Genomic DNA, 21,974 nt, shown 5'->3' on the forward strand with positions numbered 1-21,974 from the left:
GCAGGGGCGTTCGGAGCCCACCAGCCGACGTGCAGTCCCGTCGTCGACACCTTCTCGCCCGACAGGACGGCGGCGACCAGCCGGTCGCGCAACGGGCAGGGAAAGGCGAGCAGATACGGCTTGAGGGCGGAAGACACGCGCGCCAGTCCGGCACGCGTGCCCCCGCCCGGCACCCGACAGCCGGACCCCGCTCCCTACAGCACCAGCGACAGCAACAGGACGAACACGATCCCCACCACCGAGATGATCGTCTCCATCACCGACCAGGTTTTGATCGTCTGGCCGACGCTCATCCCGAAGTACTCCTTCACCAGCCAGAAACCGGCGTCGTTGACGTGGCTGAAGAAGAGCGAGCCCGCGCCGATCGCCAGCACCAGCAGCGCCGCGTGCGAGGTGGACATGCCGGCCGCCAGCGGGGCGACCAGTCCGGCGGCCGAGATCGTGGCGACCGTCGCCGAGCCGGTCGCCAGCCGGATCGCCACCGCGATCAGCCAGGCCAGCAGCAGGGCCGGGATGGACCAGTCCTTGGAGAAGTCCAGGATCATCTGCCCGACGCCCACGTCGATCAGCGTCTGCTTGAAGCCGCCGCCCGCGCCCACGATCAGCAGGACGCCCGCGATGGGGGCGAGCGACGTCTCGACGGTCGCCGAGATCCGCTCCTTGGTGAAGCCGGCCGCCCTGCCCAGCGTGAAGAGGCCCACGAGCACCGCCGCCAGCAGCGCGATCAGCGGCGAGCCGATGACATCCGTCACCCGCTGGACGTGGTTGTCCGGGTTGCCCACCACGATGTCGACGAGCGCCTTGACCAGCATCAGCACCACGGGCAGCAGCACGGTCGCGACGGTCGCGCCGAAGCCGGGCCGCCGCTCCAGGTCCTGCGAGGGACGCTGGGGGATCAGCCGCTCGGGCGCCGGGACGTCCACCCACCGTGCCGCGTACCGGGAGAACAGCGGCCCCGCGATGATCACGGTCGGGATGGCGACCACGAGGCCCAGCGCCAGCGTCACGCCCAGGTTGGCGCCGAGCGCGTCGATCGCGACCAGCGGACCGGGGTGCGGCGGGATGAGCCCGTGCATCACGGACAGACCGGCCAGCGCCGGAACACCGATCCGCATCAGCGAGTAGTCGCCGCGCTTGGCGACCAGCAGCACCACCGGGATCAGCAGCACGATGCCGACCTCGAAGAAGAGCGGCAGGCCGATCACGGACGCGATCAGCACCATCGCCCAGGGCATGGCCCGGCCGCCCGCCCTGGCGAGGATCGTGTCCACGATCTGGTCCGCGCCGCCGGAGTCGGCCAGCAGCTTGCCGAGGATCGCACCGAGCGCGATGAGCACGCCCACGCCCGCGACCGTCGAGCCCAGGCCCTTGGTGAACGACTCGATGGCGGCGTCCAGCGGGGCTCCGGCCAGGGCGCCGAGCCCCAGCGAGCCTATGGTGAGCGCCAGGAAGGCGTGGAGCCTGAACCTGGTGATGAGCAGGACGATCAGGGCGATGCCCGCCAGGACGGCGATGCCCAGCTGGCCGTTGCCCGCCGATGTGATCGGCTCGGCGGCGTCCGCTGCCAGCATCTCGACGTTGAGACTGGTCACAGGGGAGTCCTCAGGTAGCGAGCCGGCGCAGCGCGGCGACGGCCCGGTCGGTGATGTCCTCGGGGCTGCCCGAGACGTCGACGGCCACACCGGCCTCGTCGTCCCCGAGCGGCTGAAGCGTGGCGAACTGCGAGTCCAGCAGCGCGGTCGGCATGAAGTGGCCCTTGCGCGCGGCCATCCGCTCCTCGATCAGTGCCCGGTCGCCGGTCAGGTGCAGGAAGATTACGCCGGGGGCGGCCGCCCGCAGCCGGTCGCGGTAGGCCCGCTTCAGCGCCGAGCTGCTCACCACCCCGCCGAGCCCGGCGCGTCCGTGTGCCCACCGCCCGATCGCGTCGAGCCAGGGCCACCGGTCCTGGTCGTCCAGCGGGATGCCGGCCGACATCTTGGCGATGTTCTCCTCGGGGTGGAAGTCGTCGCCCTCGGCGTAGGGGACGCCGAGGCGCTCGGCGACCAGCGGGCCGATGGTGGTCTTGCCGGTTCCGGCCACGCCCATCACGACGACGACGGGGGGTTTGTGCATGAGCGGTGCGCCTCGCTGTCTTCCTCGACATCGGTTCCGACGCCGATGGCGTCGCCGCACACTGAAACCCATGCGGTACGACGTATTCAAGAGCCTGTGACATAAAAGTCATACTTTTTAGCGGCGGTTACGCTAAGCACATGACGACTCAGGCCCAGGGGCTCCATACGCATGTGCTGGACGCCCTGGGTCTCGCGATCACGACCGGGGAGTACCCGCCCGGCAGCGTGCTGCGCACCGACGAGCTCGCCCAGCGCTTCTCGGTCTCCCGCACCGTCGTACGGGAAGTGGTCCGCGTGCTGGAGTCGATGCACCTCGTCGAGTCGCGCCGCCGCGTCGGCGTGACCGTCCGCGCCACCGAGCAGTGGAACGTCTACGACCCGCGCGTCATCCGCTGGCGGCTGGCCGGCACCGACCGCCCCCGCCAGCTCCGCTCGCTGACCGTCCTGCGCTCCGCCGTCGAACCGGTCGCCGCCGGCCTCGCCGCCGTCCACGCCACCCCGGAGCAGTGCCGCGAGCTCACCGAGCAGGCCCTCGGCATGGTCGCCACCTCGCGCGGCAGGCAGCTGGAGGCGTATCTGGTCCACGACATCGCCTTCCACCGCGTCGTCCTCAACGCCTCCGGCAACGAGATGTTCGCGCGGCTCGGCGATGTCGTCGCCGAGGTCCTCACCGGCCGCACCCACCACCAGGTGATGTTCGAGGACCCCGACCCGGCCGCCGTCACGCTCCACGTCCAGGTCGCCGAAGCCGTACGGGGGCGGGACGCCGTCCGGGCCGAGGAGCTCACCCGGCAGATCGCGGTGGGGGCCCTGCGTGAGCTGGACATCCTCGCCCCTTAGGGTCAGCCGTTGGGTAATGAGGTCACCCGTTAAGCTGCGCAATGCCGATTAACCCACCGGTAACCTCAAAAACATCTCAGATCAGCCCGTACGTGACATAGGCCACAGCCAAAACGGCAGCGTAGCCGTGACTATGTGCTCTGGCCCTCATGCCACGGTGACCACCTTCATCACCGTCGTACGGCTGATACCGCACGGACCCCCTCACAAAGGCGACATCCAGATGAGTGACCGCACCATGCCTGCGGCCGACACCCTGAGCCCCGGTTCTCCGGCGGCGACGGGCGCCCCCCACATCGACGCCGGTGACGCCGGTTACAGCAAGGACCTCAAGTCCCGCCACATCAACATGATCGCCATCGGTGGAGCGATCGGCACGGGCCTCTTCCTCGGTGCCGGTGGCCGTCTGGCGGGCGCGGGCCCCTCCCTCGCCATCGCGTACGCCGTCTGCGGCGTCTTCGCCTTCTTCGTCGTCCGCGCCCTCGGTGAGCTGGTGCTCTACCGTCCCTCCTCGGGTGCCTTCGTCTCCTACGCGCGTGAGTTCATGGGCGAGAAGGGCGCCTACACGGCCGGCTGGCTGTACTTCCTCAACTGGTCGACCACCGCCGTCGCCGACATCACCGCGGCCGCGACCTACGCCCACTTCTGGGCCATGTTCAGTGACGTCCCGCAGTGGATCCTCGCCCTGATCGCCCTCGCCGTCGTCCTCACCGCGAACCTGATCTCGGTGAAGTACTTCGGTGAGATGGAGTTCTGGTTCGCGATCATCAAGGTCGCCGCCCTGGTGATCTTCATGTGCGTGGGCATCTTCCTCGTCGTCACGCAGGCCGAGGTCGGCGGCCACACCCCGGGCCTCGCCACCATCACCGACAGCGGCGGCATCTTCCCGACCGGCATGCTGCCCATGCTGATGGTCGTCCAGGGCGTCGTCTTCGCGTACGCCTCCGTCGAGCTGTGCGGTGTCGCCGCCGGTGAGACCAAGAACCCCGAGAAGATCATGCCGAAGGCGATCAACTCGATCATGTGGCGCGTGGGCCTGTTCTACGTCGGCTCGGTCGTGCTGCTCGCGCTGCTGCTGCCGTACACCTCGTACTCCGCCGACCAGAGCCCCTTCGTCACCGTCTTCGACAAGCTCGGCATCCCGGGCACGGCCGGGATCATGAACCTGGTCGTCCTGACCGCCGCCCTGTCCAGCCTGAACTCCGGCCTGTACTCCACCGGCCGCATCCTGCGCTCCATGGCGATGGCGGGCTCCGCGCCCAAGTTCACCGCCCGGATGAACAAGGGCCAGGTGCCCTACGGCGGCATCCTGCTCACCGCCGCGTTCGGTGTGCTGGGCGTCGGCCTGAACTACGTGATGCCGGGCGAGGCCTTCGAGATCGTGCTGAACCTCGCCTCCATCGGCATCCTCGGCACCTGGGGCATGATCATGCTCTGCTCGCTGCTGTTCTGGACGCGCTCCAAGGAGGGCAAGGTCGCCCGGCCGTCCTACCGGCTGCCCTGGGCTCCGTACACCCAGATCGTGACGCTGGTGTTCCTCGCCTCCGTCCTCGGCCTGATGTGGTGGGGCGGCGGCGTCGGCCGGACCACCGTGAACTGCCTGCCGCTGATCGCCGCCCTGCTGGTCGGCGGCTGGTTCGCCGTCCGCAAGCGGGTCGGCGTGCTCGCGGCCGCTCAGCCGCGGGACTGACCACCCGCCGCAGAAGCGAAACCCCCGCCGGACAGCGTCGTCCGGCGGGGGTTTTCTCTCACCCCTGGCCGGCGGGAAGAGCCAGCCGCAGCCGGCTGGTGAACCGGTGCGCGACTCCGGTGAGCGGGTCGGTGAACTCCAGGCCCCGCGCCAGCAGCTGAAGCGGCCGCGCGTAGTCGTCCGACCCGTCCTCACACACCACCGGATACAGCGGGTCGTTCAGGATCGGCACGCCGAGGCTGTTCATATGGACCCGCAGCTGATGCGTACGCCCGGTCCCCGGCACAAGCCGGTACCGGCCGAGCCCGCCGCGGTGCTCCAGCAGCTCGACCCGGCTGACGCTGTTCGGCTCGCCCGGCTCCTCACGGGCCGCCGGCACGCCCCGCTCCTTGACGATCCGGCTGCGTACGGTCACGGGCAGCGCGAGCCCCGGATCGTACGCCGCCACCGCCTCGTACTCCTTGCGCACCCGCCGGTCCCGGAACAGCGTCTGGTACGCCCCCCGGTCCTCCGGCCGGACGACGAAGAGCGCGAGCCCCGCCGTCAGCCGGTCCAGCCGGTGCGCGGGCTGGAGCTCCGGCAGGTCCAGCCGGCGCCGCAGCCGCGCCAGCGCCGTCTCGGTCACATGCCGTCCGCGTGGCGTCGTCGCCAGGAAGTGCGGCTTGTCGGCGACCACGATCCGCTCGTCCCGGTGGACGATCCCCACCTCGAAGGGCACCCGCTCCTCGGCCGGGAAGTCCCGGTGGAACCACAGGTACCGCCCCGCCGTGTACGGCTCGTCCCCGCCGGCCGGCGCCCCGTCCGCCCCGACGAACCGGCCCTGTGCCAGCATCGCGTCGACCCCCGCGGCGCCGATCGCCCCCGCGTACCGCGCGACCAGATGGTCCCGGACGGTGCCCCACGCCCCCTCCGGATCGGCGGGCAGCCGCAGCCGCACCGGGTCGACACCGGCGCGCTGCGGCAGCGGGGCGGACGGGGGTCTCGTTCGGCGTCTCACGGCCCCACCGTAAACCGCCTCGTACGGACGCCGGCTCAGGGCAGCGGTACGGTCGCCTCACCCGACCCCCGCGCCGACCCGCCGCCGACCACCCGCACCCGGAACGGCCGGTCCGTGCCGCTCGCGCTCACCCGCAGCGCCGACCCCTCCCGTACCACCGTGTACGCCGCCGCCGGCGCCCCGCCGTGATCCGGCACCGTCACCGTCCTGCCCTCCGCACCGGGCGCGACCAGCAGCGTCAGGCCGTCCAGCCAGTCGCCGTCCGGCCGCTGGTCGTCCGCGCCCAGCGGCAGCACCGCGCCCGGCCGCACATACAGCGGCAGGCTGTCGAACCCGTGCCTCTCGCGGCGCCAGGCCGGCCCGGTCACCGTGACGCCGGTCAGCAGATGCGTCCAGGTGCCCTCGGGCACATAGAACTCCACGTCGCCGTCGGCCGTGAACACCGGGGCGACCAGCAGGTCGGGCCCGAGCATGTACTGCCGGTCCAGCGTCCGGCAGCCCGGATCGTCCGGGAACTCCAGCAGCATGGGTCGCATCAGCGGCGTACCGCTGCGACGCGCCTCGACGGCCGCCCCGTACAGGTACGGCATCAGCCGGTGCTTCAGCTCCGTGAACTGCCGTGCCACCTCGACCGCTTCGTCCCCGAACTCCCACGGCACGCGGTACGACATGTTGCCGTGCAGCCTGCTGTGCGACGACAGCAGTCCGAACGCCAGCCACCGCTTGAAGACCTCCGGGTCGGGCGTGCCCTCGAAGCCGCCGATGTCATGGCTCCAGAACCCGAACCCGGACAGGCTCAGCGACAGCCCGCCCCGCAGCGACTCCGCCATCGCGTTGAACGAGGCGAAGCAGTCCCCGCCCCAGTGCACCGGGAACTGCTGCCCGCCCGCCGTCGCCGACCGCGCGAACAGCACCGCCTCGCCCTCCCCGCGCTCCTTCTCCAGCAGTTCGAAGACACAGGCGTTGTACAGCTGCGTGTAGTAGTTGTGCATCCGCTCCGGATCGGAGCCGTCGTGCCACACCACATCGGTCGGCACCCGCTCGCCGAAGTCGGTCTTGAAGCAGTCCACCCCCTGGTCGAGCAGTGTCTTCAGCTTCCCCTGGAACCAGGCCCTGGCCGCCGGGTTGGTGAAGTCCACCAGCGCCATCCCGGCCTGCCACAGATCCCACTGCCAGATGTCACCCCGGGGATTGCGCACCAGGTAGCCGTGGTGCGCGCCCTCCGCGAACAGCGCCGACTTCTGCGCGATGTACGGGTTGATCCACATGCTGATCCGCAGCCCGCGCTCCTTGAGCCGGGCGAGCATGCCCTCCGGATCGGGGAAGGTCCGCGGATCCCACTGGAAGTCCGACCACTGGTACTCGCGCATCCAGAAGCAGTCGAAGTGGAAGACGGACAGCGGGATGTTCCGCTCCGCCATGCCGTCGACGAAGGACGTGACGGTCTCCTCGTCGTAGGACGTGCAGAACGACGTCGTCAGCCACAGCCCGAACGACCACGCGGGCGGCAGCGCGGGCCGCCCGGTCAGCGCGGTGTAGCGGGCGAGCACGTCCTTGGGCGTCGGCCCGGCGATCACATAGAACTCGATCGACTGGTCCTCGACGCTGAACTGCACCTGCCCGACCGACTCGGAGCCGATCTCGTACGACACCTTCCCGGGGTGGTTGACGAAGACGCCGTAGCCCCGCGAGGAGAGGTGGAACGGGACGTTCTTGTACGCCTGTTCGCTGCTGGTGCCGCCGTCCGCCTGCCAGATGTCGACGCTCTGGCCGTTCTTCACATACGGGGTGAAACGCTCGCCGAGCCCGTAGATGTACTCGCCCACGCCCAGTGCCAGCTGCGTCACCATGTGGTGCCCGCCGTCCGGGGTCCTGGCGAACGCGGTGCCCTTCGCCTCGACGGCGGTCAGCCGCCTGCCGTCCGCGTCCAGGAACGCCAGGCCCCAGGGGCCGTCGCTGTCCAGGCGGACGGTCAGCGGCCCGCTCGTCAGCTCGGTGACCGAGCCCTCCCGCCGCGTCCGCGCCCCCGACCCGCGGCCCGCGTCGTGCAGCACGAAGTCCGGCCCGTGGTGCGCCTTGCCGGCGTGGTGGGTGGTGCGCACCCCGATGACGCCCTCGGCCGGGGAGAAGCACTCCACCGTGATCAGCGGCGAGTTGAGGGTGTGCCCGCGGTGCTCGACGTGCTTGACCGCGGCGTACGCGGTGAAGTGGTCGTCGCTGACGTGCAGATCGCGCACTTCGGTGGCGTACGAGGCGTGGACGCCGTCGCGCATCAGCCAGAAGCCGTCGGTGAATTTCATCGGGTTCCCAGTCGGAGGTAGGTGTGCAGGACGGCGGCGATCCGGTCCCAGGCGGCCTGATCGCGCGCGAGGGGCGGCAGCGTCTCGCCGTCGCCGCCGCCCCACGCGGTGGCGACGGCCACGGCGTCCTCGCCGGTCGCGGCACCCGCGGCCAGCGCGGCGGCGCCGAGGGCGACCAGTTCGGTGGTACGGGGCAGGACGACGGGCCGCCCGGAGAGCCGGCGCACGGTGTCCACCCACGTACGCCCCTGGGCGCCGCCGCCGATCAGCCGCAGCGGCGTGTCCGTGGCCGTGGCGCCGGGAAGCGCGTCCAGGGCCCGCAGGAGGGTGAACGCCGCGCCCTCGTAGGCCGCGCCCAGGAGCTGCCGGGGCGTGGTGGCGTGGCGGAGCCCGGTCAGCAGCCCGGAGGCGCCCGGCAGGTCGGGGGTGCGCTCCCCGTCGAGGTACGGCAGGAGGACGGCCTCGCCGCCGGGCGCCGCGTCCTCGCGGTCCAGGCCCAGCAGCTGGGCCACCTTGTCGACGGCGAGCGTGCAGTTGAGGGTGCACCCGAGCGGCAGGTACGTGCCGTCGGCGGCGGCGAACCCGGCGAGGGCGGCGGTGGCGGGGCGGGCGAGGGTGGCCGTGAAGACGGTGCCCGAGGTGCCGAGGGAGACCACCGGGTGGTCCAGCAGCCCTGCCCGGCCGAGCCCCATGCCCACCGCGGCGGCCATGTTGTCCCCGGTGCCCGCGGCGACGGCGATGTCCTCCGGCAGGCCCAGCGCGGCCGCGGCCGTGGCGGTGAGCGAGCCGACGCGGGTGGCGCCGGTCGGGGCGACGGCGGGCAGGAGGGCGGCGTCGAGGCCGAGGAGGTCGAGCAGGCCGGGGTCGTAGGCGCGCGTGGCGGTGTTGTACCAGCAGGTGCCCGAGGCGTCACCGGGGTCGGTGGCGGCGACGCCGGCCAGCCGCTCGGTGAGGAAGTCGTGGGGGAGGCGTACGGCGGCGGCCGCGTGGGCGGCGCGCGGCTCGTTCTCGCGCAGCCACTGCCACTTGGCGGCGGTCATGGAGGCCACGGGTACGGAACCGGTGCGCTCCAGCCAGGCGTCGGGGCCGAGCTCGGCGGTGAGGGCGGCGGCCTGGGGCGCGGAGCGGGTGTCGTTCCACAGCAGGGCGGGGCGCAGCGGGCGTCCGGCGGCGTCCAGGACGACCAGGCCGTGCTGCTGGCCGGCGACCGCGATGCCGGTGACGGCGCGGGGGTCGAGGCCGTCGAGGGCGGCGGCGACGGCTTGGGCGAGCGCCCGCCACCACTGCTCGGGGTCGCTCTCGCGGGCGCCGGCCTCGCCGCTCACGGTGTGGGCGGCCCGGCCCACGGCGAGCACCCGCCCGGAGTCGGCCTCCACGACGGCCGCCTTGGTGGACTGCGTGGAACTGTCCACGCCGATGACGTACCTCATTTTTTGATCGTACACAAAACAAATTCACCAGGGCTAGATACCCTTGGCTTCCGCTCCCTCGTCGCGTATTAGTAATGTGAGCAAACAAATCGCGACCAAGGGACACGGACCATGCCGGAACGCTTCACCCCCACCCCCGAGGACATGTTCACCTTCGGCCTGTGGACGGTCGGCTGGCAAGGCGTCGACCCGTTCGGCACCGCCACCCGCCCGGCCCTCGACCCGGTGGAATCGGTCGAGCGCCTGGCCGCTCTCGGCGCCCACGGCGTAACCTTCCACGACGACGACCTGGTCCCCTTCCAGTCCTCCGACGCCGAGCGCGAGGCCGTGGTCAAGCGGTTCCGGGACGCTCTGGAGCGCACCGGCATGAAGGTGCCGATGGCCACCACCAACCTCTTCACCCACCCCGTCTTCAAGGACGGCGCCTTCACCGCCAACGACCGCGACGTGCGCCGCTACGCGCTGCGCAAGACGATCCGCAACATCGACCTGGCCGTCGAACTCGGCGCCACCACCTACGTCGCCTGGGGCGGCCGCGAAGGCGCCGAGTCCGGCGCCGCCAAGGACGTCCGCGCCGCTCTCGACCGGATGAAGGAGGCCTTCGACCTCCTCGGCCAGTACGTCACCGAACAGGGCTACGACCTGCGCTTCGCCATCGAGCCCAAGCCCAACGAGCCGCGCGGCGACATCCTCCTGCCCACCATCGGCCACGCCCTGGCCTTCATCGAACGCCTGGAGCGGCCCGAACTGGTCGGCGTCAACCCGGAGGTCGGCCACGAGCAGATGGCCGGCCTCAACTTCCCGCACGGCATCGCCCAGGCCCTGTGGGCCGGCAAGCTCTTCCACATCGACCTCAACGGCCAGTCCGGCATCAAGTACGACCAGGACTTCCGCTTCGGCGCCGGAGACCTCCGCCAGGCCTTCTGGCTGGTCGACCTGCTGGAGAGCGCCGGCTACCAGGGCCCGCGCCACTTCGACTTCAAGCCCGTGCGCACGGACGGCTTCGACGGCGTGTGGGAGTCCGCGAAGAACTGCATGCGCAACTACCTGATCCTCAAGGAGCGCGCCGCCGCCTTCCGCGCCGACCCCGAGGTCCAGGAGGCCCTGACGGCCTCCCGCCTCCATGAACTCGCCCGGCCCACCGCCGGGGACGGCCTGGCCGCCCTGCTGGCGGACACCACCGCGTACGAGACCTTCGACGTCACGGCGGCGGCCGAACGCTCCATGGCCTTCGAACGCCTCGACCAGCTGGCCCTGGACCACCTCCTCGGCGTCCGCTGACTCAGGACAGCGCCTGCTCGGGCCGGATGGCCGGCCGCGGCTGGACCGGCCCTGACCCGCCCGGATGGCGTTGGTGACCGGTTCGCCGGCCACCGGCTCGGTGGTGAAGGCCGGTTCCTCCAGGTCCCAGTCGGCCAGTTGCCGGGTAACCGCGCCACGGGGTGGCCGCGACGACCGCCGGGCCGGCGGGCAGGTCCCACCGGGCGGCCCGCCCGGCGTCAAAGGCGCGCGTACGCGCCACGAGCAGGCGACGCCGTCGCCCGGACGGGGCGGCAGCAGCGCATCGAGGTCGACGCCTCGCAGGATGTCGTCTGCCGGCCGGCCTGGGCAGCACGAGCACAAGCACGGGCGCCGGATGCCCGGCACGGGTCAGTGCCCGCGATCCGCTCGGCGGAGCCGCACCCGTGGCACGTCGCATGTGACGCCCGTCACCGTGGCGTCACGTCCGGCCCGCGTGAGCGGTCCCGCTCCACCCCTCCGCACGCTCCGCGTACCCCGCCGGATCGGCCACCACCTCGCGTACGACCAGTGCCGCCGCCCCCCGCGCCGCGTCGCCCGACGACGAGGACGCCCGCAGCCGCCCGCTGCCGGCGGCCCAGAGCCCCGACACCACCCGGCGGCTCAGCTCCCGGTCCGCCGCCGGGCCCAGCCATGGCATCAGCGGCCGGTAGATCCCGCCCAGCACGACCGCGTCCGGGTCCAGCAGGTTCACCGCCCCGGACACCACCTGCCCCAGCATCCGCCCGGCCCGCTCAAGAGCCGCCACCGCCCGGCCGTCACCGGCCCGGGCCCGCGCCTCCAGCTCCGCCACGCCCGGCAGCCCGGCCGACTCGTCGATGCCCGCACCGCGCAGCAGCGCGGCCTGACCGGCGTACTGCTCCAGGCACCCGCGTGAACCGCACCGGCACTCCGGCCCCTCCGCGTCCGCCACCACGTGCCCGATCTCGCCCGCGAACCCGTGCGCGCCCCGCATCAGCTCACCGTCGACGACCAGCGCGCCCCCCACCCCGATCTCACCCGACAGGTAGAGGAAGCTGCGCACCCGCTCCAGTCCGCCGAACCACAGCTCGGCCAGCGCCGCGGCGTTCGCCTCGTTGTCCGACCCCACCGGCAGCGCCGGCCGGCCCGGCCGCAGCGCACACAGCGCCTGCCCGAACAGGCCCTCCGCCGCCACCCGGTTCCACCCGAGGTTGGGCGCCTGGCGCACCGTGCCGCCGGACACCAGCCCCGGCAGCGCGAGCCGCGCCCCGGCCGGGCACAGCTCCTGCTCGGCGGCCGACTCCAGCGTCCGCGCCGCGATCCGCGCGGCCCGCCCCAGCACATCGGCGGCCGGTACGCCCCGGTTGTCCAGGTGCTCGGTCAGCCGCACCCGGTCCGTGCCGGCCAGGTCCACGACGCACACGGAGACGTAGTCGATGTTGATCTCGACGCCGAGGCCGGCCGGTCCCGTACGCGCCACCCTCAGCGCCGTCCCCGGCCGCCCGGCCTGGCCGCTGAAGGTCTTCCCCCGCTCCGTGAGAAACCCGCTCGCCAGGAGCTGCTCCACCAGCGACGAGACCGCCGCACGCGTCAGCCCCACCCGCGCCGCCACCGCCGCCCGGGTGGCCTCACCCTCGTCGTGCACCGCCCGCAGCACCAGGCTGAGGTTGTGCCGCCGCACGGTCGCCTTGTCGGCCTTGGGCTCCAGCGGATCGAGAGTGTTCTTCATCGTGCCGCCGAGCCTATGCGAAGCCCGGGCACACGAAAGCGCGGGCCCGGTCTGAGACCGAACCCGCGCTTCTCTGTGTCCGAGGGGGGACTTGAACCCCCACGCCCGATAAAGGGCACTAGCACCTCAAGCTAGCGCGTCTGCCATTCCGCCACCCGGACAAGGTGTCTGTCGCCCGGCCCGCGGCCGTTCCGACGTGGAAAACCATAGCAAACATTCGAGGGGCTCGATCACGCCCCCGCCCGCACCGGGGGAGGGGGCAGGATGAGAGGACCCACCAGCAGCTACGCGGGAGGAACCAGCGTGAGCGAGTCGAGCACGGCGCGGACAGCAACCGTCACGGGCGAGGACGAGGTCGTCGGCCTCTGCCGCGACCTGATCCGGATCGACACCAGCAACTACGGCGACCACTCGGGCCCGGGGGAGCGGGCGGCCGCCGAGTACGTCGCCGAGAAGCTCGCCGAGGTGGGGCTCGAACCCACGATCATCGAGTCCCACCGGGGGCGCGCGTCCACCGTGGCGCGGATCGAGGGCGAGGACCCCTCCCGGCCCGCGCTCCTGATCCATGGCCACACCGACGTCGTGCCCGCCAACGCCGAGGACTGGACGCACCACCCGTTCTCCGGCGAGATCGCGGACGGCTGCGTCTGGGGCCGCGGCGCGGTGGACATGAAGGACATGGACGCGATGACGCTGGCGGTGGTACGGGACAGGCTGCGCAGCGGCCGCAAGCCCCCGCGCGACATCGTGCTGGCGTTCCTCGCCGACGAGGAGGCGGGCGGCACCTACGGCGCCCGCCACCTCGTCGACAAGCACCCCGGCCTCTTCGAGGGCGTCACCGAGGCGATCGGCGAGGTCGGCGGCTTCTCCTTCACCGTCAACGAGAACCTGCGCCTCTACCTGGTCGAGACCGCCCAGAAGGGCATGCACTGGATGCGGCTCACCGTGGACGGCACCGCCGGGCACGGCTCGATGACCAACACCGACAACGCCATCACCGAGCTGTGCGAGGCGGTGGGGCGGCTCGGCCGGCACACCTGGCCGGTACGGGTCACCAAGACCGTACGGTCCTTCCTCGACGAGCTGTCCGACGCGCTCGGCACCCCGCTGGACCCCGAGGACATGGACGCCACCCTCGCCAAGCTCGGCGGCATCGCCAAGATGATCGGCGCCACGCTGCGCAACTCCGCCGCCCCGACCATGCTCGGCGCGGGCTACAAGGTCAACGTCATCCCGGGCCAGGCCACCGCGCACGTCGACGGGCGCTTCCTGCCTGGGTACGAGGAGGAGTTCCTGGCCGACCTCGACCGGATCCTCGGGCCGCGCGTCCGGCGCGAGGACGTGCACGGCGACAAGGCGCTGGAGACCAGCTTCGACGGCGACCTGGTGGACGCCATGCAGTCGGCGCTGAAGGCCGAGGACCCCATCGCCCGGGCCGTGCCGTACATGCTCTCCGGCGGCACGGACGCCAAGTCCTTCGACGACCTCGGCATCCGGTGCTTCGGCTTCGCGCCGCTGCGGCTGCCGCCGGAGCTCGACTTCGCCGGCATGTTCCACGGCGTGGACGAGCGCGTGCCGGTGGAGGGCCTGAAATTCGGCGTACGGGTGCTGGACCGCTTCATCGACGCGAGCTGAAGATCCGCAATAGTCGGCTGAAACGACACTCCAATAATCGCCCGCGTGTGCACACCTGACCGAAAAGGGTGAACGGAGTCATCCGGACGTAGCCCGATTACCTCCCTGTCGTTACAGGTGATGCGGTCCGCGGCTGGGATCGCATTGCCAACAAGGAGGAATAATGATCAAGAAGGTCGCCGCTGTCGCGGCTGCCACGGGCGGTCTGGTGCTGGCGGGCGCGGGCATGGCCGTCGCCGACGCCGGTGCGTCGGGTGCCGCCGTCGGTTCCCCCGGCGTCATCTCGGGCAACGTCGTCCAGGTGCCGATCCACGTGCCGGTCAACGTCTGCGGCAACACGGTGAACGTCATCGGCCTGCTGAACCCGGCCTTCGGCAACGTCTGCATCAACGACTGACGCGTTCACTGACGTTGAGTCTCAACCCTTAGTGGTGTGAGCCCGGCTGGCCCCGGAGTGCGTGCCATGCACTCCGGGGCCGGTGGGCATTCGGCCTCCGGGCGCTGTGCCCGGGGGTATTCCGGAGCCTAGAAGGCAGGGAACAAGCTATGCGACAGGTCACGCGAAAGGGCCTGACCATCGTGGCGGCCGCGGGTGGCGTGCTCGCCCTCGGTGGCGGATACGCCCAGGCGCACACCGGCGCGGACGCCCATGGGGCCGCGTCGAACTCCCCGGGCATCGCGTCCGGGAACTCCGTCCAGGCACCGGTGAGTGTGCCGGTGAACGCGTGCGGTAACACCGTGAACGTCGTCGGGGCCCTCAACCCGTCGTTCGGGAACAAGTGCGTCAACAAGTCGAGCGGCGCCAAGGCGCACGGTACGACCAGCAACTCACCCGGTGTCGCCTCCGGCAACAACGTCCAGGCGCCGGTGAGCGTCCCGGTGAACGCGTGCGGCAACACTGTCGACGTGGTGGGGGCGCTCAACCCGTCGATGGGCAACAGCTGCGGCAACGGACACCCGCACAAGCCCGGTAAGCCGGGAGAACCCGGAAAGCCGGGAGAGCCCGGAAAGCCGGGAGAGCCGGGCAAGCCCGGTAACCCGGACCAGCCCGGCAACCCCGGGAACCCCGACGAGCCGGGCAACCCCGGTAACCCGGACGAGCCCGGCACCCCCGAGCCCGACGAGCCCGGCAAGCCGGGTACGCCGGACCGCCCGGACACCCCCGGTCAGCCCGGTTCGCCGATCGAGCCGAACGAGCCCGGCCCGCAGACCGTCACGCCGCCCCAGGGCGACGAGGAGCTCGCGCTGACCGGGGCGGCTCCGCTCGGGCTGCTGATCCCGGCCGGCGCGGGTCTGCTGCTCGGGGGCACGGTCCTCTACCGTCGCGCCCGGCAGTCCGCGTAGGCACGCCGCGTAACCGCCCCGAGCGGTCGGGGCGGAGGCGACGGAGCGGATACGACAGAGCGGGCCTCGCTTTCGCGGGGCCCGCTCCGTGCTGCTCGTCACCCTCACCAGGTGGCGCGCACCTGACGGATGATGCGCCGGCGCAGCCGCACCCTGCGGCTGCCGTCCCGGTGCAGCATCAGTCGGTCCAACTCCCAGTGTCCGTACTCGGCATGGTCGGTCAGCAGACGGGTCGCCTCCTTGCGGGACACCCCGCGAGGTACGTACACGTCGACAAATTCGTATTCCGGCATCGCATCTATTGTGCGTCCAGTGGCCCGGTACGGATAGCGTCTACAGTATGTCTGATGCTGCGCAGCCCACCGCTGCCGAGGTACGTGCCGCCGCCGAGGCGGTCAAAGCCGCACTGGACCGTCACCTTGAGGCGGTCGAGAACCGCACCGGTGATGACGACCCGGCCGTCTACGCCGCCTTCAATGCCCTCGCCGCCGCCGCCGAGGCCTACGACGAGCGGCTCTACGACCGGTACGACGAGGTCACGCCCTTCGAGATCCCCGGCGTGGAGGATTCCCTCCCGCCGTACGAGGGCCCCGAGGAACCGAACGCGGTGACCGTGCTGATCCGCCGCGACTACGCGGTGGTGGAGCCGCAGCGGCTGCTGGCCCAGTCCCAGCGCATCGCGGACGTGGACCGGGAGGACGACGGCACGGAAACCCCCGCCTTGGTGGGGACGAGCGTGCACGCGGCGCTCGGGGTGCTCTTCGGGGAGTACGAACCGGACGAGATCGCGTCCCGGCACAAGGAGTTCGGCCTGGAGGAGGGCGACTCCACGCTCTGGGTCGCGGCGGCGGACGAGCTCCCCGAGCCGGGCGAGTGGCTCAGCACCCCCTTCGACCAGGCCGACCCGAGCCGGGTGATCTGCCGCTTCGACGTGAGCGCGGTCTTCGACGAGGACGACATCCACGGGGGCCCGGACGTCACCGGCCTGGACACCCCCTGACACCTCCTGACACCCACTGACGCCCGCTGACCCCCTGACCCCGCTGACACTCGGCCCCGGCGCCCGGCGCGCCGGGGCCGAGTGCCCGGTCAGGCTTCCGGCGGCGTGGACAGCAGCGCCTCCAGGAGGGTGCGCAGGCGGGTGGTGCGGGGGCGGGGCGGGGTCTCCTTGACCGCGTGGGGCAGCGCCTGGTCCACACCCTGCACCACCGACAGGTGCCGCTCACCGCGGCCGAACGCGGTGTAGACCCAGGCGCGGTCCAGGGCCCGCGCCGCGTCGCCGGGCAGGACGACGACGGCCGCCGGCCAGCGCATCCCCACCGCCTGGTGCGCGGTCAGCGCCCAGCCGTGGCGCAGTGCCGACTCCACCCGCTCCTTCGGTACGACGACGGGCTCGCCCTCGCAGTCCAGGCGCAGCCCCGCCGCGTCCGCCGAGAGCACCGTGCCGGGCACCGTCCGGCCCGGCGTCGGGGCGTAGGCGATCCGGTCGCCCGGGTCGAACCCGCCGAATCGTCCCGGGCCCGGGTTCAGCCGCTGCTTCAGCGCGGCGTTCAGCGCACGCGTCCCCGCCGAGCCGCCATGGCCGACCGTGATCACCCGGGTCTGCTCCGCCGGCACCCCGATCGCCCGGGGCACCGAGTCCGCGACCAGCTGCACCGTGCGGTGCACGGCCTCGCCCGCGTCCCGTACCGGGACGATCACCACCTCCTTGCCCGGCGCCTCCACCTGATGGAGCTCGCCGATCCCGATCCCCGAGACCAGCTCCCCGATCGGCCCCGGATCGGGCGTCCGTGACGCGACGTGCGGGCACACCCGCGCCGCCAGGACGTCCGCGAAGACCCGCCCCGCGCCGGCCGACCACAGCACGCCCGGGTCGCCGCTCAGCACCAGACGGCACCCGTCCGGCAGGGACTCCACCAGCATCGCGGCGGTCTCGACGTCCAGCTGCGGGGCGTCCAGCACGACCAGCAGGTCCAGTGCGAGCGCGCCGTCCTCGTCCCGGCCGGGGCTTTCCGTCCCGGACAGCAGGCCATGGACGGTCACCGCCGCCACGTCCGCGCCCAGCCTGCGGCGGCCGTTCTCCGTGTACGTCGCCACGGCGGCCCGCAGCCCCAGCCCGCGCGCCGCCTCCGCCAGGGCTGCCGCCTCGGCCCGTGCCGCTTCGCCCCCCGTATGTGTGACCAGCCCGTGCCCGGCGACCGCCCGGATCAGCTCGGCCACCGGCGCTGCGGCCTCCCACCGGCTGTCCGGCCCCGTCCTGGCCAGTCGCGCCAGTCCGTCCGCGAGGCTCTCCTCCGCCAGCGCGTACCGGTCCAGCCCGATCAGCACCGGCGTCGGCTCGGCGCTCTCCTCGACGGCCGGCTCCTCGTCCACCGGCTCGTCCTGCCCCTCGTGCCCCTCGTGGAACACCAGCACCGCGCCCTCGGCGATCGCGTGCCGGACCGCCTCCTCCGGCTCCGGCACCGCGTGCTCGGCCAACGCCGTACGCAAGGCCGCCGCCTCCAGCGCCGTGTGCCCCTGGAGGGCCGCCCGCTGGAGCAGCCACCCGACCAGCGCGACCGTCCTGCGCTCGTCCCCGGGACCGCACTCCGCGCCCAGCAGCGCCCGCGCGAAACCGTCGGCCTGCTCCGGGCGCACCCCGGGCACCGCCAGCAACTGCCACGGGTCCTCCCGCAGCGCGTCCGCCGCCGTCCGGCCGAGCACCGTGGCCACCTGCTCGGCGAGCGACGCGGGCGCACCGCCCTCGGCCAGCACCGCCCGCACGGCCGCGATGTCCTCGGGCGCGGCCGTCCGCGCCGGACGGGCGGGCGCGGGGGAGTCGTAGAAGGTCGTACCGGACTTCTCGCCGCTCTCCACGGCCCGTACCGCCGCGAGCAGGTCCGCGGCCCGGCCGCTCAGCTTGCCGCCGGCCGCGATGGTCCCGCCCTTCTCGGCCTTGCGCTGCTCGATGCGCGCCCGAAGCTCCCGCTGCGCCGCAAGCTCCGCCTCCGCCTCCGAGACGGCGCCTGCCTCTGAGACGGCCTCCGCCTCCGACACGGCCTCCGCCTCGGACACGGCGCCCGCCTCCGAGACGGCGCCCGCCTCTGAGACGGCGTCTGCCTCTGAGACGGCCTCCGAGACGGCCCCCGCCTCGGCCGCGTCGCCCTCCGGCGCGGCCGTGCCCTCCTCGCCGCCGTGCTCGGGCGCACCCGTGTCACCGCCGCCCCCGGCCTCCTCCGGCGGCGCCGGGACGGCAGCGGAACCGCCCGGCTCCGCACCCTCCGCGGCAGCGGGCACGGCGGCGGGGGTGACGGAGGTGGCGTCCTGGTCGTCCGCCGAGGGGCCGGGGGTTGCGCCCCGGGGAAGCGCGGTCACAGCGTGCTCCAGTCCTGATCGGGATAGCGGTGCACGGGCGCCGACACATCGTCGAGCGCCCGGCGGATCTCGTCAGGAAGACTAAGCGCCTCCACTGACAACGCGGCCGTGAGCTGCTGCGCGGTGCGCGCGCCCACGACCGGCGCCACGACCCCCGGCCGGTCCCGCACCCACGCCAGCGCCACCTGGAGCGGCGTGGCGGCCAGCCCGTCCGCCGCCGTGATGACCGCGTCCACGATCCGGGTCGCCGAGTCGTCCAGGTACGGTTCCACGAACGGTGCCAGCCGGTCCGACGCGCCCCGCGAATCGGACGGCGTGGCGTGCCGGTACTTGCCCGTCAGCACCCCGCGCCCCAGCGGCGACGACGGCAGCAGCCCGACGCCCAGGTCCAGCGCGGCGGGCAGCACCTCCCGCTCCACGCCCCGCTGGAGCAGCGAGTACTCCATCTGCGTACTGGCCAGGCGTGCCCGCACGCCCGGCGACGCCAGCTGCCAGGTCGCCGCCTTCGCCAGCTGCCACCCGCAGAAGTTCGACACCCCCACATACCGCGCCCGCCCGCTGCTGACCGCGATGTCCAGGGCCTGGAGCGTCTCTTCCAGCGGCGTCTCCGGGTCGAAGGCGTGGACCTGCCACAGATCCACGTAGTCCGTCCCCAGCCGCGTCAGCGACGCGTCCAGCGCCGCCAGCAGATGGCCGCGCGAACCGTCGAACCGCCGGTCCGGGTCGGGCACGCTGCCCGCCTTCGTCGCGAGGACCAGGTCGTGCCGCGGCACCAGCCGCTCCACGAGCTGCCCGAGCAGATACTCGGCCTCGCCGCCCCCGTACACGTCCGCCGTGTCGATGAGCGTCCCGCCCGCCTCCCAGAACACCTTCAACTGGTCGGCGGCGTCGTGCTCGTCGGTGTCCCGCCCCCAGGTCAGGGTGCCGAGGCCGATCCGGGACACGCGCAGACCGGTACGGCCGAGATGCCTCTGCTCCATGAGCGCGAGATTACTGGCCAGAGGCCCACGCGCAGAGAGCCTGTGGACAACTGGCCCGGGCGCCCCCCTGACGGGACGCCGACCTGCGCGCTAGAGTCCGGAACCAGGACGTTACTGATCAGTAAATGAGTCGATGAGTAAGGGGACCGGCTATGCGGCTCGGCATCAACCTCGGCTACTGGGGTGCGGGCATGGACGGCGACAACCTCGCCGTCGCCCAGGAGGCGGACCGCCTCGGCTACGACGTGTGCTGGGCCGCCGAGGCGTACGGCTCCGACGCCCCCACCGTCCTCGCCTGGGTGGCCGCACAGACCGAGAACATCGACATCGGCTCCGCGATCATGCAGATCCCGGCCCGCCAGCCCACCATGACGGCGATGACGGCGGCCACCCTCGACGCGCTCTCCGGCGGCCGCTTCCGCCTCGGCCTCGGCGTCTCGGGACCCCAGGTCTCCGAGGGCTGGTACGGCGTGAAGTTCGACAAGCCGCTGTCCCGCACCCGTGAGTACGTGGAGATCGTGCGCAAGGCCATGGCCCGTGAGCGCCTCACCCACGAGGGCGAGCACTGGACGCTGCCGCTGCCCGGTGGCCCGGGCAAGCCGCTGAAGCTGACCGTCCACCCGCAGCGCGAGCACATCCCGCTCTACATCGCGGCGATCGGCCCGAAGAACCTGGAGCAGACCGGTGAGATCGCCGACGGCGCCCTGCTGATCTTCCCGTCCGCCGAGCACCTGGAGGAGACCGCGATCCGCCACCTCCGCGCCGGCCGCGAGAAGGCCGGCAAGACCATGGCGGGCTTCGACGTCGTACCGACCCTCCCGCTGGCCATCGGCGACGACGTCAACGCGCTCGCCGACATGTTCCGCCCGTACACCGCGCTGTACGTCGGCGGCATGGGCAGCCGCAAGCAGAACTTCTACAACCAGCTCGCCCAGCGCATGGGGTACGAGAAGGAAGCCGCCGAGATCCAGGACAAGTACCTCTCCGGCGACAAGGAGGGCGCGGCGGCCGCCGTCCCGCACCGGCTGATCGACCAGACGACGCTGCTCGGGTCCGTCGAACGGATCGCGGAGCGGATGCGGGCGTACGCGGCGGCCGGTGTCACCACCCTGACCCTGGCCCCGGCCGGCTTCACGCTCGACGAGCGGATCGCGGCACTGAGGGCCGGGACCGAGGCCCTGGAGCGGGCCGGCCTCGTGGACTAGGACCCTGCGACCAGGAACCAGAAACCGCGAACCAGAAACCGCGAACCAGAAACCGCGAACCAGGACCTGGGGCCAGGAACCTGGACCAGGGACCTATGAGCAAGCCTGCGGCCGTGGTGGGGGCTCGGGGTCATCCCCGCCACGGCCGTCACGCTGCACAACGCGCCACGCCCCTTCCCGGTTACTGCCCCAGCGCGTCCGGTACTCCGCCATCCGGCGGACTTGCACGGCCGAGCTGTTGCCAGGCCCCCGTCGCGGCACTTGACTCGTGCTCACGCGCGCACGAGAGGTGGCATTGATGCTGTCGGCCCGAAGCCTGTTCCAGGAGATCCTCGACAACGACGACTCCTACCAACTGTTCTGTTCCATCGCGGCCAGCGGGGAGACCCAGGGAGGCTGGGAGAACGCCCGCATCGCCGCCCTCGTACCCGAGAGCCTGCGGCATCTCGCGCCCAAGATCACCCGGCACGGGGCCGACGAGGACAAGCACGGACGGATCTTCAACGCCCTGCTGAAGAAGCGCGGGCTGGACCCGGCCCCCGTCCCGCCGGAGACCGACTACACGATGCTGCTGGAGCGGCGTGGCATCGGCCTCGCCCACGACAAGCTGCGCCGCGACGAGCCGCTCACCGAGCACGACATCCTCGTCTACCTCTCGCACAGCCGGGTCACCGAACAGCGCGCCGCCGACCAGATGCAGATGCTCGTCAGGTACTTCGGCGACCACCCCGAGGTCGGCAAGGCCCTGAAGATGATCTGCGACGACGAGGACAACCACCTCGCGTACTGCCACGAGGAACTGCTGGGCCTCGCGTACGCCGGACACGGCCGCACCATCCAGCGCACCCTGCGCGAGTGCGCCCTGGCCGAGATCGCCGTCTACCGCGACGTCAGCCTCGCCGTCATGGACCACATGGGCCGCATCCTGAAGTGGCCGCGCGCCAAGCAGGCGGCTCTCGCCATGGGCATCCACGGAATGTACGCGTACGAGAAGGCCGGCGGCTGGCGGCGCATGGTCAGCCTGACGATGCCGGAACGGCGCAACGCGCTGGGCGGACCGGCCGAAACCGCCCCCGTCTTCTGAGCCACCGGCAGC

General features: G+C 72.2%; 18 protein-coding genes, 1 tRNA gene and 1 pseudogene. 9 read left to right on the forward strand and 11 right to left on the reverse strand.

The window, feature by feature from the left end; all coding sequences use genetic code 11:
* Window positions 1-32: 32 nt before the first annotated feature.
* From QWM81_RS05845 to QWM81_RS05855, 3 genes and pseudogenes are all read right to left on the reverse strand, one after another.
* Window positions 33-137, reverse strand: a pseudogene (locus QWM81_RS05845) (ASCH domain-containing protein); the annotation flags it as partial.
* 57 nt (window positions 138-194) lie between these two features.
* The gene (locus QWM81_RS05850) at window positions 195-1,592 is read right to left on the reverse strand and encodes a GntP family permease (protein ID WP_290110449.1); all 1,398 of its coding nucleotides are present in this window, start codon (window positions 1,590-1,592) and stop codon (window positions 195-197) included.
* A 10-nt stretch (window positions 1,593-1,602) separates the two neighbouring features.
* Window positions 1,603-2,112, reverse strand: a complete 510-nt coding sequence (locus QWM81_RS05855; protein WP_290110452.1) for a gluconokinase — start codon at window positions 2,110-2,112, stop codon at window positions 1,603-1,605.
* Window positions 2,113-2,252: 140 nt separating this feature from the next.
* Here QWM81_RS05855 and QWM81_RS05860 point away from each other — a divergent pair, with 140 nt between their 5' ends.
* On the forward strand, window positions 2,253-2,954 hold the full coding sequence (locus QWM81_RS05860) for a FadR/GntR family transcriptional regulator (protein WP_290110455.1): 702 nt from the start codon (window positions 2,253-2,255) through the stop codon (window positions 2,952-2,954).
* A gap of 223 nt (window positions 2,955-3,177) precedes the next feature.
* On the forward strand, window positions 3,178-4,644 hold the full coding sequence (locus tag QWM81_RS05865; protein ID WP_290110463.1) for an amino acid permease: 1,467 nt from the start codon (window positions 3,178-3,180) through the stop codon (window positions 4,642-4,644).
* Between the two features lie 58 nt (window positions 4,645-4,702).
* Here QWM81_RS05865 and QWM81_RS05870 read toward each other — a convergent pair whose 3' ends face one another.
* From QWM81_RS05870 to xylB, 3 genes are read right to left on the reverse strand one after another with little or no spacing between them, the layout of a single operon-like run.
* Window positions 4,703-5,641, reverse strand: coding sequence for a pseudouridine synthase (locus QWM81_RS05870; protein WP_290110464.1), 939 nt, complete (start codon window positions 5,639-5,641; stop codon window positions 4,703-4,705).
* A gap of 35 nt (window positions 5,642-5,676) precedes the next feature.
* Complete coding sequence (gene yicI, locus QWM81_RS05875; protein ID WP_290110465.1) at window positions 5,677-7,941, reverse strand: alpha-xylosidase; 2,265 nt, start codon at window positions 7,939-7,941, stop codon at window positions 5,677-5,679.
* Complete coding sequence (xylB, locus tag QWM81_RS05880; RefSeq protein ID WP_290110466.1) at window positions 7,938-9,371, reverse strand: xylulokinase; 1,434 nt, start codon at window positions 9,369-9,371, stop codon at window positions 7,938-7,940. Before xylB ends, yicI begins: the two co-directional genes overlap by 4 nt.
* A 111-nt stretch (window positions 9,372-9,482) precedes the next feature.
* Here xylB and xylA point away from each other — a divergent pair, with 111 nt between their 5' ends.
* Complete coding sequence (gene xylA, locus QWM81_RS05885; protein ID WP_290110467.1) at window positions 9,483-10,652, forward strand: xylose isomerase; 1,170 nt, start codon at window positions 9,483-9,485, stop codon at window positions 10,650-10,652.
* A gap of 439 nt (window positions 10,653-11,091) precedes the next feature.
* Here the strand turns inward: xylA and QWM81_RS05890 are convergent, their stop codons facing one another.
* Window positions 11,092-12,360 (reverse strand): ROK family protein, encoded by a 1,269-nt coding sequence (locus tag QWM81_RS05890; protein WP_290110468.1) that lies wholly within the window; start codon window positions 12,358-12,360, stop codon window positions 11,092-11,094.
* Between the two features lie 76 nt (window positions 12,361-12,436).
* Window positions 12,437-12,521 (reverse strand) — tRNA-Leu (locus QWM81_RS05895).
* Between the two features lie 142 nt (window positions 12,522-12,663).
* On the opposite strand from QWM81_RS05895, the gene QWM81_RS05900 reads away from it, so the two are divergent.
* The 3 genes from QWM81_RS05900 to QWM81_RS05910 all read left to right on the forward strand — a co-directional run bounded on the left by QWM81_RS05900 (window position 12,664) and on the right by QWM81_RS05910 (window position 15,339).
* Window positions 12,664-13,995 carry a M20/M25/M40 family metallo-hydrolase gene (locus tag QWM81_RS05900; protein WP_290110469.1) on the forward strand — a complete coding sequence of 444 codons (1,332 nt, stop codon included), beginning with the start codon at window positions 12,664-12,666 and terminating at the stop codon, window positions 13,993-13,995.
* Between the two features lie 163 nt (window positions 13,996-14,158).
* Window positions 14,159-14,392 carry a chaplin ChpH gene (gene chpH, locus QWM81_RS05905; RefSeq protein WP_290110471.1) on the forward strand — a complete coding sequence of 78 codons (234 nt, stop codon included), beginning with the start codon at window positions 14,159-14,161 and terminating at the stop codon, window positions 14,390-14,392.
* A 149-nt stretch (window positions 14,393-14,541) separates the two neighbouring features.
* A complete protein-coding gene (locus tag QWM81_RS05910; protein WP_290110472.1) occupies window positions 14,542-15,339 on the forward strand; it encodes a chaplin in 798 nt (265 codons plus the stop codon).
* 104 nt (window positions 15,340-15,443) lie between these two features.
* On the opposite strand, the gene QWM81_RS05915 is transcribed toward QWM81_RS05910, so the two are convergent.
* Window positions 15,444-15,632 carry a DUF5703 family protein gene (locus tag QWM81_RS05915; RefSeq protein ID WP_290110473.1) on the reverse strand — a complete coding sequence of 63 codons (189 nt, stop codon included), beginning with the start codon at window positions 15,630-15,632 and terminating at the stop codon, window positions 15,444-15,446.
* Between the two features lie 47 nt (window positions 15,633-15,679).
* On the opposite strand from QWM81_RS05915, the gene QWM81_RS05920 reads away from it, so the two are divergent.
* On the forward strand, window positions 15,680-16,339 hold the full coding sequence (locus QWM81_RS05920; RefSeq protein WP_290110475.1) for a hypothetical protein: 660 nt from the start codon (window positions 15,680-15,682) through the stop codon (window positions 16,337-16,339).
* Between the two features lie 89 nt (window positions 16,340-16,428).
* Here QWM81_RS05920 and QWM81_RS05925 read toward each other — a convergent pair whose 3' ends face one another.
* Window positions 16,429-18,693 carry a helix-hairpin-helix domain-containing protein gene (locus tag QWM81_RS05925; RefSeq protein WP_290110477.1) on the reverse strand — a complete coding sequence of 755 codons (2,265 nt, stop codon included), beginning with the start codon at window positions 18,691-18,693 and terminating at the stop codon, window positions 16,429-16,431.
* Window positions 18,690-19,673 carry an aldo/keto reductase gene (locus tag QWM81_RS05930; protein ID WP_290110479.1) on the reverse strand — a complete coding sequence of 328 codons (984 nt, stop codon included), beginning with the start codon at window positions 19,671-19,673 and terminating at the stop codon, window positions 18,690-18,692. The genes QWM81_RS05925 and QWM81_RS05930 overlap by 4 nt, the downstream gene beginning before the upstream one ends.
* A gap of 152 nt (window positions 19,674-19,825) precedes the next feature.
* Between QWM81_RS05930 and QWM81_RS05935 the strand changes: the two genes are divergently transcribed.
* The gene (locus QWM81_RS05935) at window positions 19,826-20,878 is read left to right on the forward strand and encodes an LLM class F420-dependent oxidoreductase (RefSeq protein ID WP_290110480.1); all 1,053 of its coding nucleotides are present in this window, start codon (window positions 19,826-19,828) and stop codon (window positions 20,876-20,878) included.
* Between the two features lie 298 nt (window positions 20,879-21,176).
* Window positions 21,177-21,962 carry a ferritin-like domain-containing protein gene (locus tag QWM81_RS05940; RefSeq protein WP_290110482.1) on the forward strand — a complete coding sequence of 262 codons (786 nt, stop codon included), beginning with the start codon at window positions 21,177-21,179 and terminating at the stop codon, window positions 21,960-21,962.
* Window positions 21,963-21,974: the final 12 nt, after the last annotated feature.

The sequence above is a fragment of the Streptomyces ficellus genome (genome assembly GCF_030406405.1).
Lineage (GTDB): Bacteria > Actinomycetota > Actinomycetes > Streptomycetales > Streptomycetaceae > Streptomyces > Streptomyces ficellus_B.

Coding starts and splice junctions, on each gene's coding strand:
- QWM81_RS05855 (WP_290110452.1), bottom strand. CDS start 2,112: ATGCACAAACCCCCCGTCGTCGTCGTGATGGGCGTGGCCGGAACCGGC.
- QWM81_RS05860 (WP_290110455.1), top strand. CDS start 2,253: ATGACGACTCAGGCCCAGGGGCTCCATACGCATGTGCTGGACGCCCTG.
- QWM81_RS05865 (WP_290110463.1), top strand. CDS start 3,178: ATGAGTGACCGCACCATGCCTGCGGCCGACACCCTGAGCCCCGGTTCT.
- yicI (WP_290110465.1), bottom strand. CDS start 7,941: ATGAAATTCACCGACGGCTTCTGGCTGATGCGCGACGGCGTCCACGCC.
- xylB (WP_290110466.1), bottom strand. CDS start 9,371: ATGAGGTACGTCATCGGCGTGGACAGTTCCACGCAGTCCACCAAGGCG.
- xylA (WP_290110467.1), top strand. CDS start 9,483: ATGCCGGAACGCTTCACCCCCACCCCCGAGGACATGTTCACCTTCGGC.
- QWM81_RS05890 (WP_290110468.1), bottom strand. CDS start 12,360: ATGAAGAACACTCTCGATCCGCTGGAGCCCAAGGCCGACAAGGCGACC.
- chpH (WP_290110471.1), top strand. CDS start 14,159: ATGATCAAGAAGGTCGCCGCTGTCGCGGCTGCCACGGGCGGTCTGGTG.
- QWM81_RS05910 (WP_290110472.1), top strand. CDS start 14,542: ATGCGACAGGTCACGCGAAAGGGCCTGACCATCGTGGCGGCCGCGGGT.
- QWM81_RS05915 (WP_290110473.1), bottom strand. CDS start 15,632: ATGCCGGAATACGAATTTGTCGACGTGTACGTACCTCGCGGGGTGTCC.
- QWM81_RS05920 (WP_290110475.1), top strand. CDS start 15,680: ATGTCTGATGCTGCGCAGCCCACCGCTGCCGAGGTACGTGCCGCCGCC.
- QWM81_RS05930 (WP_290110479.1), bottom strand. CDS start 19,673: ATGGAGCAGAGGCATCTCGGCCGTACCGGTCTGCGCGTGTCCCGGATC.
- QWM81_RS05935 (WP_290110480.1), top strand. CDS start 19,826: ATGCGGCTCGGCATCAACCTCGGCTACTGGGGTGCGGGCATGGACGGC.
- QWM81_RS05940 (WP_290110482.1), top strand. CDS start 21,177: ATGCTGTCGGCCCGAAGCCTGTTCCAGGAGATCCTCGACAACGACGAC.